The sequence below is a fragment of the Alkalibacillus silvisoli genome, from assembly GCF_039521975.1.
Taxonomy (GTDB): domain Bacteria; phylum Bacillota; class Bacilli; order Bacillales; family Alkalibacillaceae; genus Alkalibacillus; species Alkalibacillus silvisoli.
Window position 1 is genome coordinate 1 of the sequence record NZ_BAAACZ010000036.1, and the last position, 14,095, is coordinate 14,095.

A 14,095-nucleotide genomic window follows, 5' to 3' on the forward strand; every position below is an offset into this window, starting at 1 on the left:
AAAAAAACACTAAATTTTAATCCGGAAATAAAATTTAATCACTTGTTAAGTGCTCTTTATGTAAAACTCTTAATGTACATGAGAACAGACAACATTAAAGTTTGCCCTGGGTGTAAAAAACCTTTTGAAGCAACTAGAGTGGATCGGAAGTATTGCTCAGATGCGTGCAAAAGCCTTATTAACATGCGAAACCACAGAAAAAGAAAAAGGTAACGCGTTCGCACACACTCTGTAACTATATTCACTCAGGGGGTATTCACTAGCGTTATATAGTGGTCGTGTTTCACGAATCTGTGAAAGACTAGAGGTGAGCGTATTTATGCACTTACCTCTTTTTTGTGACTTTCCAGCGTGAGTAATACCTAAACAATCACCCTGTTGATCCGTTGAAAATTACCTCTAAACTTAATACATAATTTCGGTTATGTATAACCAACCTTCACGAACGCTAGCCAGCTCAATTTTGAGCCCTCTAATAAAGATGACGTATGTTCAACTTACGCCATATTAAAAAGCTCATATTTCCGTTCTAAGAGATTTTTATTTAAATTAGACATATAACACTAGAGAGGGTTAAAACGTTTAAATTTACCCCAATCCTGTTGTTTTTATGACACTACATTCTGTTATTAAATGCTTGCATGGGGTTGTTTTGGAAAAGTGCTCCTGATCCATGGGGTTTGTTTCGGAAGTATGCAACCTTAACATTCCTTAACATGAAACCTCAACATTTCTCAACATGCAGCGTTACTGTTCGTGCTAGGTTTTGCTAGGTTCAAAGGTTGCAACCTTACGCATGAGAACCTTAAGTTTTCTTAACTTCGAAGGTTGCATAACTAAAAGGCAAAACCTACTAGAAGTCGGTTTTCGTCCATGCAACCCTATAATGCAAAACTGTTCCGTCTTGGACAAAAATGTCCGTCACGCTCGAAAAGGTTGCAATTAAGCAACACTTTGCAACCCTACGAAACCTCACGCATGAGAAATTGAGGTTTTCTGAGGTTCAAAGGTTGCATAAACCTAATCAGTGGGGACCAAATTGACCTCTACTGATCATTTTCGCCAGAAGTGGCGAATCACTTATTCAGGGGTACGCAACCTGCTGACAACTGAACATTTATGCCATCATTCTCCATCATAAAAGGTTGCATTATAGGGTTGCTCTTTTTTAAGGCCTCTAAAATCTCTAAATGTTTCTTTTTAACTTTTACTCAAAATTGAGTAAAACCAATATTCCAATTTAGAATAAACGACCTAGATTGAGTCTAGGGTGGGGTAAGTTGTACTTACGTCATCATCTAATAAACCTTTTTAAGGTGTCCGATATGTCCGAATATCCCCCCCTCGAAACGAGGGTATCTGACTTTTGGTTACTCAATTTTGAGTGATCAAATATTCCAATTTAGAATAAATGACTGTTCAGAGGGTCATATTCGCACAAAGGTTTTTGCTCAATGCTTCCTCTTCACTATTTAGAAACACGGGGTCATTTCAAATGAGGTCATAAATTATAAAGAACACTGATATACCAGTCATTTAGTTGCTCTTAAAATGCTTAAAATTACTTACAACATTCACCGTAAAATTAATTTTTAGATAAATAATCAAGTTAACACCAAAGTTAAGTAGATCCATAAGCTGAATTTTAAGAACAAAGGGAGCCAATATTAGTGGACACCCTTGAAAGCAAACGACAAACACCTTAAAGGTGTGTAAGTGGGCACTGGTGACAATCAAATAAAAAAGGGATACTCATTCGAGTACCCCAGGGCTACGCCCATAATATAAAGAGCCACACCAGTGAACACCTAATTTTTTACAATTCTTTAGCTAACTTATGGACATATCCAACGGACATTTTAGACCTTTCTGCTAGTTCCCTGTAGGTTGCATTAGGGTATTGTTGCATCAAATCTTTCAATATTGCCTTTCTCTCGTCTTTTTTTAGCTTTCGAGACTTATTATACTCAGAGCGTTTTAAAACACCCTCATTTCTTCGCTGTGTTTTTCTGCGTGTATTATTTCGTCTATATTTTTCTGTTTTTCCTATGATCGTACTTAGTTGTTTTTGTTCTTCTTCGGTGATCTCCAGCCAATCAATTAATTTGTTGTTGCTAATATTATAGCCAGCTCCTGGATAACCTTTTTGGCGTGCTAATGCGTTCGCTTCTTCATCATTACGTGCATAAAAAGCCTTCTCTGCGCTTCTTGTAGCTCGTTCGACCTCTTGGCTAGGTAAGGGGTCTGTAAATTCTAAGTTGAGTGTCATGGTTTGATTAAATGCTTCCTCTGGATCGTTCGTGTAACAACATAGCCAATAACGATATAAGAAGCACACATATTCTCTGTGGCCTTTTAAATCATAGTTTCGTAGATTAATAAGCTTGATTAAGTCCATTAAACGCGCATGATGTAAGGAATATGTATTGTATAAACGTTGCACTTTAGATGGACGGCCACGCTTAGGCTTACGTTTTGGATCCAAATTAGGTAAATATTCTTCTTGAATATCTCTCAATACATAACGATAGTTATGTCTATACTGTACTTTTACGACTTCACCACTCTTAGAGTTAACGCTACCAGCTACTCTAAATACTCTTGCAGCATCTTTGGCCAATGGATCTCCGCCAACTGCTTTTAGCTTTTTTAAAAAGTTGTCCTGTACGGCTTGCCATAATGGTAAAGCTTTATAAGGTAACGGTTCTATGAGCCATACAAGCGCTAAACCTCGTCCAGAATGGATAATTAAATTCGGCTCAGGTATTTCTTTGTCCATTAATTCTAATTCTAGCTTCCCAATTACCCATTCGGGGTCATAGTTTAATAGATAACAGTCAACATCAGCATATAAAGAGCGCAGTTGCCTTATATTTTCAATTTGTCTCTGAGGTTTATAAAACGTATTTTGACTAAAATAAATGTCCTCACCAAGCCATTTTGATAACACTGTCGCTAATTCCGATGGTTTGTAATGGTACTGGTGAAACCCGTTTTCTGTTTTACGTGCTAATGTTACATATCCGTCTGCTTGATCGTGATGCAATCCTGTATGTTTTTCTGCGCTTTTGTATGCTTTCTCGTTCATCTTTTAAACCTCCCCATAAAAATGTGTGGAAGGTTTTTTATCTCCTATGCTATAATGTCCTTAACGATGTTTTTGTTAGAAGACAAAAAACCCATTGAGAACTCTCGTTTACAGCTCCCCAAAACTGTTTATGAGAGTTCTCTTTTTTTGTGCGATGGCGTAAGTTGAAATTACTCCACCCTATCGATTTGTGTCCAAGCTGGACATTTCTTGTTCTTGTATCCATGCATCAATCGACCGTTTTCTGAAAAGCATTCGACGTCTTATTCGTGCGTGTGGTATTTCGTTTTTACGAGCCATTCTGTAAATAGTGTCTAAGCAAACACCTAAATAATCAGCAGTTTCTTGTGCTGTCATGCGGTCTTGCATCCAAATCCTCCTATAATTCATTAATAGCAGCCATCAATTCAGGCTTCGTTTTACGCGTATATATCCTCGTTGTATTAATGTCACTGTGCCCTGCTAAATCAGCCACGGTATCAATCGTTAATCCTTTATCAATTGCGCTCTTACAAAAGAAGTGTCTGAAATTATGAGCGTGCGCTTTTCCTTCATCAACACCTGCTAGATCAGCGTATTTTTTAATTACACCGTGAATTGTTTGACGGTTTATACGTCCACGTTGGCCAGTAAATAAGAACTCTGAGTTATCGTAACGATCTTTCATGTAATCCAGCCATGCTGTGCGAACTTTAGAAGAGATAAATAATTGACGATGCTTATTTCCCTTACCTTTGACCCATATATATTCTTTTTTATAATCCTCAGCTTTTATCTGCAGCATTTCACTAACGCGTGCGCCTGTGTAGTAAAGTGTATAAAATATAGCTTTTGCCCTAGTGTCATTATTAGTGACGGCAGCATCTACTAACTTTTTAAAATCATGCTTGTCCAACATATCTTCTAAGTACTCTTGTCTTTGCTGCTTTTCTTGTTTAATGCGCACAATAATAGATTGATCGCACTCAGTATTCAAAAACTCTATGAATTGTTTAACACTTACCATTTTTCGGTTTATTGTCTTGATTTTTAAACCTTCTTCTTTCAGTACATTTTTGTACTGGTCTATATCTTCTTGATTGAGTTCTTTCATGTCTTTCCCCAAATAAGACACGAACTGCTTTAGATCTCTTAGATAGCTGTTAATTGTGTTATCCGATTTTTCCTCAGACTTTAAATAATTAACGAAATGATCTAAGTAATTCATTTCCCCACCTCACAATGTTTTTGTAGAAGACGATTTATTTTAAGTGCTTTGTTTTTGCTTATTTTCCTTTAGCCACTTCGTAACATCTTCTAAATCAAATAAAATCTTACCGCCAATTTCGTAATATGGCATTCCTTCATTTTTTCTAAGACGATAAATAGTTGAGCGTGACATTTTAAGCTTACTTTCAAGCTCTTTTACAGTTAATAGATCACCCATACAATCACCTCAATTCATTTTTTGTTATGTTTTTCATTGTAGACTACGTTTCTTGTTGTGTCAAATCGTTTTCTGATGTATCAAAAATCGAAATTCTGTATACATAAGATACATTATGTATTGAGTTTTTTATAAAAAAATTGCGAGAAATGTTAGGAAATATGGTTTTTTAAAATAAAGATATTATATGATTAATATACAAAGATTGAAAAGGTTGGGTTGTATGAGTAATTACACTATAAATCCGAACTCTAGAGAGACTCAGGTTGTCGGAAAAATCCCTCAAAAAATATTAGACTATTTATCTATCAAGTGCCCTGATAAGGAAATTAAAATGTACCCAGGTGTCATTAAACACTTAAGTAGAAGTGGTCATTACAATATCTTTATGGAACATTATCAAAGCATTCCTGATATGATTAGCCAACCTGATTATGTTGGCCAAAATCCAAAAGAGCCAAATAGCGTTGAATTGTACAAGCGATTATCAGATACTTTGCTAGTCGCAATTAAGCTTGACCCAAGTGGATATTTGTATTTAAGTTCTTTTTACGATTTGCATAATGCCGATCACAAAATCCAAAAGAGGTTAAGGTCTGGACGTATTATTGCGTTTAGTGACATTAAGTGATTTTGAGTGGATTTAAGTAGTTTTACGTTGTTTTACGTACTTTTTTGTTTACATTAGTGCAATTTGTGGTATCATATTGATACAAACTCATATATTATTAATGGATCTTTGAGGTGGGAAAGGTTCCCCACGCGCTACACTTTGTGTAGTTACCAGAGATGCAGGATACGCCGACCTGCCATAGATCCACTTAAAAATAAACCCTACGCTTTATGCGTGGGGTTTTTTAGTGTTCAAACGCGTTCCCCTATTGCCAATATAAGGTTTTAGCAACATAATATAGACAAGGCGATAACGCAAAGGGGGAGCTGTAAATGAGCGATCAATACTATCCATCAAAGGAAGTATGCGACCGTTTAAACGTGTCCAGTAGCACGTTGAGAAAGTGGTGTTTAGCATTAGAAAAGAAGGAATACGAATTTGCGAGAACAGAGCAAAACAGGCGATTATTCCAAGATCATGATCTACAAGCTTTAGAGAGTTTAAAAGAACTCATTCAAGATAGAAATATGACGTTGGAGAACGCATCAATCATTGTTGTATCAAGGTTTCAAGGGGAGCGTTCTTCTACACGAACACCATCTGTTCGCGAACCTAAAAACACTCATGATTTTGAAGAATTAGGAGAAATAAAAGCTAAATTAGAAGAGCAGCAAGAGTATATGATGAAGCAAGAACAGTTTAATGCTGCGCTTATGGAAAAGCTTGATCAACAGCAGAAATATATTAATAATCGATTGGACGAACGCGATCAAGCGCTTATGCAAACACTCAATCAGATTAGCGAGGAAAGAAAAGAGCAAGCTAAGTTACTGGAAGAGCAAAAACAAAAAGAAGGTTGGTTTTCCAAGCTTTTTAATAAAAAATAACGCCCTAACTTGAAGTTAGAGCGTAACAACCGTACTTTTTTGTACACTTGTTGAGGATGGGGTGGTTTGAAACCACAACATCTTTCAAAGGGGGTAATTTGAAACGACCCCCCCCTTTAAAAAGATGAGGTGATTTGAAATCACGTCATCGATTAGTTATAATAATCTTAGTCAGTGTTTTGTGAGAAGTCATTCTGTGCCCTCAGAATGGCTTTTTTCTTTGTCTGAAATGTTTTTTATAACGCTAAATAACGCATCATGTCCTGCGCGAAACCCTTTTTCAAACCCAGCTACGAATAACGCTTTTTCTTCATCATTCAATCCCTCTGGCATAAACTCATTTACTAAATAAGCTTCTGCCTCTGCTGTGCTGTAATTATTCTCTCTAATTAACCCATTAACTTTGTTCGCTTGTTCCTCTGTTAAAATAATCATAAAGACACTCTCCTCTTATTTTTATTTTTCAAGTTGTTTTGCAAGCATGGACAATGGATAATATCGCCCATTAACGCGAATGTACGGCTTTTTTAAAATCGTAAGGCCGTAAACCATATTTACACCCCTTTCCACACTTCATTGTATTAATCCACAACTTCATTGTACTATTTCGTTGTAATTTGTCAACACTTCATTGTATTTTTTGTTATATTTTGTTGATAAAGTGCATTCTTGATTGTAAAATACTATTTGACATAAAAAACCAAAAGGGGAGTACGAAGATGATTAAGTTTCGTTTAGACAAATTATTGCTAGAAAAGAACCATATGAAAGTATCTGAGCTTCAAAAAAAGAGTGGTGTAAACAAAAATACACTTTATGCAATCTACAAAAACCAAGCCAAACGTGTTGACTTGTCGGTCATGGAGCGAATTTGCAAAGCATTAGATTGCACGCCTGCTGACTTATTGGAGTATGTAGAAGAATAAATAAAAGGGTGTGTCAAAGTTGACACCCCCTTCTCGATACATAATACGCCTTATGTTGTTTAACTTACGCCTTCCAGATCCAACTCTTCTAACTGCTTTAATGCTGAATAAAATGGCATGCATTCTTCATCATCGTAAACATTCTCTATATGGTGCTCTAGGTAAGCCATTTCTCCATCCTTATTCACATTAATTCTGACAAACATGTCTTTTGAAACCTTTCCTACACACTCTTTCAGCAGATCTCTGAATGCCATTAGATATTCATAAAACATAAGATGTGCCCCTGGCTTTTCAACTCTATTCAATCGCGAAAGATAGTAGTTTATCTTTTCTTCGTTTTCAACAGCTGGAGCAACCATTGACGTAACCCAACGCTGAGGGTGTTCCTTTTCAATCCACGCCCCATGACTAAAGTTGACCATTCCTGTTTTTCCATCTTCATAGAAACCATTCAAGCAAACAGGAAGACCTTTTTCATCATAAAGGAAATTTAGCCAGTATGAGTCGTCATCATAGTCTAAACCTTTGTCAATTTGCTTCTCTTCTTCAACCATTTCATAGTAAACTTTTCTTGCCTTTTGCTTACAAATCTCTAGTGGATCGTCAGGCTGAACTTTATCGGATAATCTCTCATAAAACCATTCGCATAATTCACGAACGCCACCACTTCTAAAAAACACTTTGTTAGTTAAGCGTTTCACCTTATCATCACGGTTTTTAAGATATTCCGTTTCACCGTCTAACCCATCTTCAAAAAAGTTTGTAGGTTGTACAACTAAACTATCTGAAACACTCATTGCAACTTTTGCTTTTGAGTGATTTCCGTCTATAATCAATGTCATTTAATCATCTCCTTTTAAAATCCAACTGGTTCAACAACTTCACCCTCTGGGAAGTATTCAAGCGCATAACTCACACCGTCATCTAAGTGAGGTATGCTCGGTAATGAAATGTTAGGTATGTTCGGTAGTCCAAATGAGCCACCGCCCACCCCGGGTACCCAACTCGGGATATTAAAGCTTGGTAAACTATTAATTGCGCTTCCAACACCGTTAATCATGCTTTCTACAGCGCTAATAATTCGATTGAATATGTTCATCACTGGGCTTAATGCTGACTGTATGCCTGACTTGATGCCTTGAAAGATACTAATGAAGGTATTAACGAAACTTCTCGCTCTGCCAGCTATAGCATTCCAGGTGTTAGAAAAGAAGTTTGCTACTGAGCTGACCATCGATTGCACGCCATCTCGCATACTGGTAATACCAGAAACAACTCGGTCACGTAGACTTTGTGCTGCGTTAGATGCTAAATCACGCGCTCTTTGTATGCCATTTGCTATACTATCTCGTGCACTTTCTATCCGATCAGTCACAGCTTCTTTAATATTAGTGAATACCTCAGTCGTTGTCTCCCAAATTTTATCCCAGTTTTTAATCATCAAAGCGACTAATGCGACTATAACCGCACCTACCCATACCCAAGGATTAGTGAACGCTATTACGAATTTAGTTAACTTCAAGACTAGAGGTAGCATAGTGCCGATCAAATTGATCATACTACCGAACCCCATGAGAACCGGCCCCAATGCAGCTGCCAAACCTACTGCAATTCCCATATAACGCTGAACTTCGGGGCTAAGGTTAGTAAACCAAGTAATAAGCTCTCCGATCGTTTCGCCAAGGTTTCTCATCATTGGAACAGCTTCCTCACGAATAAATGGGATTAGCTGATCTTTAATGACGGGCATTAAGTCTGTTACCACTTCACGCACTACCCCCATAAATTCTTGCTTTAACTCTTCCATAGCTTTTCTATACTCGTTAGCATCTTCTAAAGCATCTTCACTCATGATACGACCACTATCATGGGCTTTATCCGTGACATTCTCGATTTCATCGCTTGTCATGCCTAAGATTGGCGCTAATTCGTCATAAGAGCCACGTAATAAGTCTGTACCTAATCTCGCGCGCTCCCCTTCATCTTCAACACCTCTCAAAGCGTCCATAAGCATGTCCATGCGTTCATCAGGAGAGGCGTTGTCTAATTCTTCATACTCTAAACCTAATGCTTCAATAGCTTCTGCCTGTTTTCCTGTTCCTTCTTCTATGCTGTGCATTTGTCTCGTCAATTGTTTAGCGCCATTTGTCACAGCATCTTGAGAAACGCCTGCTTGATCAGCTACAGCTTGCCATTCCTGAATGCGTTCTGTACTCATTCCTGTTTGATCAGAAAGGTCTAAAACTGCATCAGCATAATTAGCAACCTTACCAGTTAGACCTAATAATGCAGTACCAGCTAATGCTATGGGGCCTGTAACCCATTTAGTCATTCTTCCGCCCGCTCTTTGCATGCTCTGACCCATATTTTGCATTGAGTTTTGAACTTCTTTTATGTTTTGTTCAAACTTCTTTTTATCCATTTCGGCTTCAAAAAACACCGTACCGTCTGCTTGTGACATTCACTCGCCCCCTTTTATCAAAAAATAAAAGGCATCAACCGAACGCGTTCGCGAACGATCAATGCCTTAGTTGTTCTAATAGCAATTATTTTCTCGTTTGAGTTTCCTTGATATTTGATATTTTCCCTTGATGCCACTTAATTTCAACTTCTCCATGTCCTGTTTTAGGAATTTCTAGACGTTCCAATTCGCCATTTCTGGCAACATAAACAGACTGATCAACGACCTTGACTGTCTGATTCATCTACTACCCTCCCAAAGTCGATACATAAGCACGATTATGTTTTTTATTTATCAGCTTTAAAGTTCTTATTTGTCGTGAGCCAATCAAACATAAATTTCACGACCTCGGCCATATTGTGCATTGATTGACCAGATGCTTCGTAAAGTTCGTCAAACGCCCCTTCACCAAATAGCGCGTCCAACACTTCTTTTGAAGCTTCGTATGAGCGTTTTTGGAAGTCTTCGTATTCATCATCTGTCATTGCAACTAAGTCCACTTCCTGCGCTTCATCAGCAAAATCAGTGTACTTTACTGCTACTCTTTGATACTTGTTTAGAGCTTCATCTGACAGATCAACCAAATACTCTTGGCCATTAATATTAAATTTCTGTTCTGGCTTCTTAAAATTAAACTTTGGCGTTACATTTGTCATAGATCATTCCCCTTTAAAAGTTTTTTCTCACAACGTCTTTAACGACATCTAACCAGCTTTTTTTATTTTCGGATTTAGCCGCCTCAAACCATAACCCTTGAGCTTTCGGATGATTGTCCGTACTGAAATTATACTGAGGGTTATAATATAAACGTCTTGCTTGAGGGGCTACATATCTGATTTTCCCTTTTCCAATATCAGAATGAATGTCAGCAGATTCAGCCAAATAGCCGTGATCTCTTGGCACGAATGGGCGAGTGTCTTTAATAATTTGATTATCAAAAACGTATTGCGCCATGCTGTGCGTTCTCTCAAACTTTTTCTCAAGTCTACTAACAGGAAAATCAACGCGTACATTGAATTTAACTGACATTTGGATCACCTCTTATTTAGGAATACGAATGTCGATATAGTGCATTTCAAAATACGGGCTTAGCTTGACTTGTTTAGTTTCAAACCTTCTTAATTTACCTAGTTCACTACTAAATATTTTGTGATTTTCATTGTTGATTTCTTCAATTTCTTGCTCTTTTGCTGCTAACTGTTCCCTCAAATTTAAAACTTCATCAACTTTATGTTGGTATTCTTGTTTAATCTTTTCCCCATCTTGCTTAAGTGCATGGGTCATTTCTTTTGTAAGACTAGGATTACTGGAGTGAACCTTTTCTTTCAACACGTTTAAATCTTTCTCAAGCTTTTCATACAAAAGACCGCGCTTTCTGATCTTGTCTTGATAATGTTCCATCTTGTCAATATCATAATCTACCTCAGCAAGCTTGTAAGACTTTTCAAGATCTCTAATTTCTTGCTGCACTTCATCCATCTTGCTTTTTATTTTGTCGTACTTCTTCATGTGCTTCTCAACTAACGCCTGAACGTTTTCCATGTTTCCCATCTCCCTTATTTTTAAGTTTTGCTCGTAACCTTAATGACTTCACGTTCACCTTTTAACCCTTTTAAAAAATCGTCTTTTTGTTCTTCGCTTGAGCCTTTTTTTACACCCAAACTCTCAGCAAAAGAGTCCTTCTTCTCTTCACTCATGCGATCACCTCGCTTTATCAATAATCGGTAATTCCAAGAACACAAAATCCCTCTCTTATCTGACTGATCATTTTCTCAATCTCATCAGGTGTGACGTGTGTTGTATCCATTAGCAAGTCCAAATACTTTTTATCGCTCATAGCAGCTATAATGTCGATGTTTAGCATTTGGGTTGCATAAACAATCTCTTGAACACATTCCTCACGTTCTTCTATTGCTCTAATAGCAAGCTGTTCAGTTTTATGATATTTATTAACTAACCAACCAGTATCATCAACAGATTGAGAGGGGTAAGCCATGTGATAGCAATCGTTGTTCCAGTAATACAATTCTTGCAAGAGTCTCCCTAACTTTGACTGTCGATACAATATGCCCCCTCCCAAACTCAATACATAAACAGACTTATGTTATTTATTTAAGCGTTGATCTTCCCCTTGCAAACGGACTGACCACGCTTGTTCACCCATGCGAGAAAATATTCTAGTGCCACTCATGCCATATTTAGCTTTTAAATCGCTGGACGAGTAATTTGTGGTATAAACATTTGCTTTACCTAGGCGATCGTCTAAAACCTTCTCAATAATCGATGAACCCCAGCTCTCAAAGTCATTGTCAGCGTTCTTGGTGTACTCTGAGCCGATGTCATCTAAAACTAATAGATCTAAATCGCGCAGCATACGGTACAATTTCTGCTCAGATATGTTAGAATTAGGCTCATAGGCTTGTTTTACATAATCAAAAAGCTGTTTAGTCTTTATAAATAGCGCTGTATACTCTTGGTCTCTTATTGCCTTTGTAATTGCATAAGCTAGATGGCTCTTGCCCAGTCCTGGTTCTCCACTAAGTACTAAGGACTGGCTTTTATTTTGTTCAAAACCTCTTATGAAGTGAACAGTTTTTTGCTTCGCATCTTGCTGTGAACCGTTGTGCGGTTTATAGTCATTGACTGTCGCTTCTTTTAAATCATCACTCACTTGTTCATATTGCAAAATACGCTCCATTTCTCGCGCTCTCCTATGCGCTTCAAAACTCGGTAAATGCAAATTCTCAAGCACTTTTCGGTCTGAACATGGCTTACACGCTCCTAAAACCCCTCTACTAGTTTCATAGAGTTTAAAAACATGGCCACACGACTCACATTTCTTATCTCCAACTTCTCTAATAGGCATTGCCTGTTCCATTACCGCATTCATTTAAACACCTCCTAAAATAAATCTTTGTCTGGATCATATCCTTGCAGCTGCGTTCGCTTTTGAGGCTCGTCCTTTTTGAAATTAGATAATGGATCAGCCTCATCTAAGAAACGCTCAACATTACCTGGCTTCATAAATTCTTGTAGTGTCCACTTATGCGTCCAGTAATGATTGTCACTCGGCAAAATTGCCGAATAGTTATCGATTGCTTTTCTTAATTCCTCTAGGGAATAATCTTTCAATCTAGCATTTACATGACGTTTGATTGGCTCTGTTAATTTGCGATGTTTAATAATCTGCTTTTCGTTCCAATGCTCAAACAGACTTAATACATAATTGTTGTTATGTTTATTTTGTTTATATGTCTCTTTTGTATAGTGTCTATTTTGTAGCCCTTCCTTTTGTACATGTAGCTTTTGTACATCTACCTTTTCTACATGTAGGTTTTCGGCAAGTACAGGGTTCTCAAGAACTACAGTATCCCAATGTTTTATTTTGCGGTCTTCATAGACTGGATAACGCCTAACATAACCATGGTCTTTTAACTCTTGAAATCCACTTCTAAATGACTTCTCACCATCAGGCGCACGCTTAATAAGTTCTTCGATATGAAAATGCCAATCATCAGGAAGAGAAAGCATATAAGCCAATATCCCTCTAGCTTTCCATGACAAACGACTGTCTTGTAATCCGTAACGATCCATCACCACAAAATTAGAATTTTTCTCAACTCGCACTATTCCCAATGTCTTCACCCCCTTTCAGTAGTGGTCAATTTGGTTAGTACTGAATTTAACTATGAAGCCCATAATCTTTCTTAACTTCATCAATCGCTCCTAATAACGCTGCTTTTCTTTCTTCATCCAGTTCATGCTTCAACCAATTGCGCACAGTGTTTTCATGCACGTTTAGCTTTTGAGCAATCAACCAGTAAGGAATAGATCCTTTAGCTTCCATCACATCTTTATTCGGTGAAAACAACTGGAATAAAGTCATTAGCGTTACCCCCTTTTAAAAATAGTAACAACAAGTTATTTGTTGTTGTAATTCAATTGTATCAAGGGTATAATTCAATTAAAACTAACGAAAACGATAACAAAAACCGATAACAAAGGTGGTAACATTATGAGTGTTTTTTTCGATTTACCTTTAAAGTTGAACTGTGAACAAGAGGTGTCAGATAAATACTTTTTCGTTGAATCAATAAATGGGGAATTGTTCATAGTTGGAATGGATACTTCTCCCGAAGGAAATCAAACATACAATCCATTTGAAAGGGATGACATCATCCCCTCTCTTGTTGATCTGTATGAAAATATGAAGGATAAAAAAGTGAATGGAATGCCAGAGGATGAAAGAGGAAAAGACTTTGCCAAGGCTGTTTTAAATTGGGTTTCCAAATACGGATATTTAACAACAAAAACATGTTATATAAATGCCGAAGAAAAAGTAAATGGGCAAAGTTTAGAGGACTTTAGACAAGAGTGGGTAGACATAATTCTGATGTGGGAGTCATTTAGTAATATTACTAATTTGAATGAAGCAGATGTCGAGTATCTTGCCTTGCAAATAGAAGAGAAGATTAATCATACAACGATTTTCTCTATGTTTGATAATAGTTTTAATCTACTTTTTAAAGACAAAAGAGTCACAAAAGATAAATTTAAAAAAACACTAAATTTTAATCCGGAAATAAAATTTAATCACTTGTTAAGTGCTCTTTATGTAAAACTCTTAATGTACATGAGAACAGACAACATTAAAGTTTGCCCTGGGTGTAAAAAACCTTTTGAAGCAACTA

Annotated in this window: 20 protein-coding genes; 4 read left to right on the plus strand and 16 right to left on the minus strand. The window is 37.1% G+C overall.

All coding sequences use genetic code 11. The features are described from left to right. Positions 1-1,816 precede the first annotated feature (1,816 nt). The 4 genes from ABDZ63_RS15645 to ABDZ63_RS15660 all read right to left on the minus strand — a co-directional run bounded on the left by ABDZ63_RS15645 (position 1,817) and on the right by ABDZ63_RS15660 (position 4,514). The gene (locus ABDZ63_RS15645) at positions 1,817-3,088 is read right to left on the minus strand and encodes a replication protein (protein ID WP_343785131.1); all 1,272 of its coding nucleotides are present in this window, start codon (positions 3,086-3,088) and stop codon (positions 1,817-1,819) included. Positions 3,089-3,268: 180 nt separating this feature from the next. Continuing rightward, positions 3,269-3,457 (minus strand): helix-turn-helix domain-containing protein, encoded by a 189-nt coding sequence (locus ABDZ63_RS15650; protein WP_343785133.1) that lies wholly within the window; start codon positions 3,455-3,457, stop codon positions 3,269-3,271. Between the two features lie 10 nt (positions 3,458-3,467). Then, complete coding sequence (locus ABDZ63_RS15655; RefSeq protein WP_343785135.1) at positions 3,468-4,295, minus strand: tyrosine-type recombinase/integrase; 828 nt, start codon at positions 4,293-4,295, stop codon at positions 3,468-3,470. 39 nt (positions 4,296-4,334) lie between these two features. Then, positions 4,335-4,514: a helix-turn-helix domain-containing protein gene (locus ABDZ63_RS15660; RefSeq protein ID WP_343785136.1), complete on the minus strand. Its 180-nt coding sequence runs from the start codon at positions 4,512-4,514 to the stop codon at positions 4,335-4,337. A gap of 223 nt (positions 4,515-4,737) precedes the next feature. On the opposite strand from ABDZ63_RS15660, the gene ABDZ63_RS15665 reads away from it, so the two are divergent. Beyond that, positions 4,738-5,145 carry a PBECR3 domain-containing polyvalent protein gene (locus tag ABDZ63_RS15665; protein WP_343785138.1) on the plus strand — a complete coding sequence of 136 codons (408 nt, stop codon included), beginning with the start codon at positions 4,738-4,740 and terminating at the stop codon, positions 5,143-5,145. A gap of 314 nt (positions 5,146-5,459) precedes the next feature. Then, a complete protein-coding gene (locus ABDZ63_RS15670; protein WP_343785140.1) occupies positions 5,460-6,014 on the plus strand; it encodes a MerR family transcriptional regulator in 555 nt (184 codons plus the stop codon). Positions 6,015-6,203: 189 nt separating this feature from the next. Here ABDZ63_RS15670 and ABDZ63_RS15675 read toward each other — a convergent pair whose 3' ends face one another. Next, the gene (locus ABDZ63_RS15675; RefSeq protein WP_343785142.1) at positions 6,204-6,449 is read right to left on the minus strand and encodes a hypothetical protein; all 246 of its coding nucleotides are present in this window, start codon (positions 6,447-6,449) and stop codon (positions 6,204-6,206) included. A gap of 284 nt (positions 6,450-6,733) precedes the next feature. Here ABDZ63_RS15675 and ABDZ63_RS15680 point away from each other — a divergent pair, with 284 nt between their 5' ends. Next, positions 6,734-6,940, plus strand: a complete 207-nt coding sequence (locus ABDZ63_RS15680; protein WP_343785144.1) for a helix-turn-helix domain-containing protein — start codon at positions 6,734-6,736, stop codon at positions 6,938-6,940. Between the two features lie 59 nt (positions 6,941-6,999). On the opposite strand, the gene ABDZ63_RS15685 is transcribed toward ABDZ63_RS15680, so the two are convergent. From ABDZ63_RS15685 to ABDZ63_RS15735, 11 genes are all read right to left on the minus strand, one after another. Next, positions 7,000-7,785: a hypothetical protein gene (locus ABDZ63_RS15685; protein WP_343785145.1), complete on the minus strand. Its 786-nt coding sequence runs from the start codon at positions 7,783-7,785 to the stop codon at positions 7,000-7,002. Between the two features lie 14 nt (positions 7,786-7,799). Beyond that, on the minus strand, positions 7,800-9,404 hold the full coding sequence (locus ABDZ63_RS15690; RefSeq protein WP_343785147.1) for a phage tail tape measure protein: 1,605 nt from the start codon (positions 9,402-9,404) through the stop codon (positions 7,800-7,802). Positions 9,405-9,489: 85 nt separating this feature from the next. Further along, a complete protein-coding gene (locus ABDZ63_RS15695) occupies positions 9,490-9,648 on the minus strand; it encodes a DUF3954 domain-containing protein (RefSeq protein WP_343785149.1) in 159 nt (52 codons plus the stop codon). A gap of 43 nt (positions 9,649-9,691) precedes the next feature. Next, positions 9,692-10,060 (minus strand): hypothetical protein, encoded by a 369-nt coding sequence (locus ABDZ63_RS15700; protein ID WP_343785151.1) that lies wholly within the window; start codon positions 10,058-10,060, stop codon positions 9,692-9,694. A gap of 13 nt (positions 10,061-10,073) precedes the next feature. Further along, positions 10,074-10,433: a minor capsid protein gene (locus ABDZ63_RS15705; protein WP_343785153.1), complete on the minus strand. Its 360-nt coding sequence runs from the start codon at positions 10,431-10,433 to the stop codon at positions 10,074-10,076. Positions 10,434-10,445: 12 nt separating this feature from the next. Continuing rightward, positions 10,446-10,946, minus strand: a complete 501-nt coding sequence (locus ABDZ63_RS15710) for a hypothetical protein (protein WP_343785155.1) — start codon at positions 10,944-10,946, stop codon at positions 10,446-10,448. Between the two features lie 20 nt (positions 10,947-10,966). Further along, a complete protein-coding gene (locus tag ABDZ63_RS15715) occupies positions 10,967-11,101 on the minus strand; it encodes a hypothetical protein (RefSeq protein ID WP_343785157.1) in 135 nt (44 codons plus the stop codon). A 17-nt stretch (positions 11,102-11,118) separates the two neighbouring features. Beyond that, a complete protein-coding gene (locus ABDZ63_RS15720; RefSeq protein ID WP_343785159.1) occupies positions 11,119-11,469 on the minus strand; it encodes a hypothetical protein in 351 nt (116 codons plus the stop codon). A gap of 39 nt (positions 11,470-11,508) precedes the next feature. Further along, positions 11,509-12,294, minus strand: coding sequence for an ATP-binding protein (locus tag ABDZ63_RS15725; RefSeq protein WP_343785161.1), 786 nt, complete (start codon positions 12,292-12,294; stop codon positions 11,509-11,511). 11 nt (positions 12,295-12,305) lie between these two features. Next, complete coding sequence (locus tag ABDZ63_RS15730; RefSeq protein WP_425542004.1) at positions 12,306-13,040, minus strand: hypothetical protein; 735 nt, start codon at positions 13,038-13,040, stop codon at positions 12,306-12,308. Positions 13,041-13,086: 46 nt separating this feature from the next. Then, entirely contained in the window at positions 13,087-13,290 is a 204-nt protein-coding gene (locus tag ABDZ63_RS15735; protein ID WP_343785163.1) for a hypothetical protein, read from the minus strand. A 129-nt stretch (positions 13,291-13,419) separates the two neighbouring features. On the opposite strand from ABDZ63_RS15735, the gene ABDZ63_RS15740 reads away from it, so the two are divergent. Beyond that, positions 13,420-14,095, plus strand: a 676-nt coding sequence (locus ABDZ63_RS15740) for a hypothetical protein (protein WP_343785165.1), incomplete at its 3' end; no start/stop codon positions are given.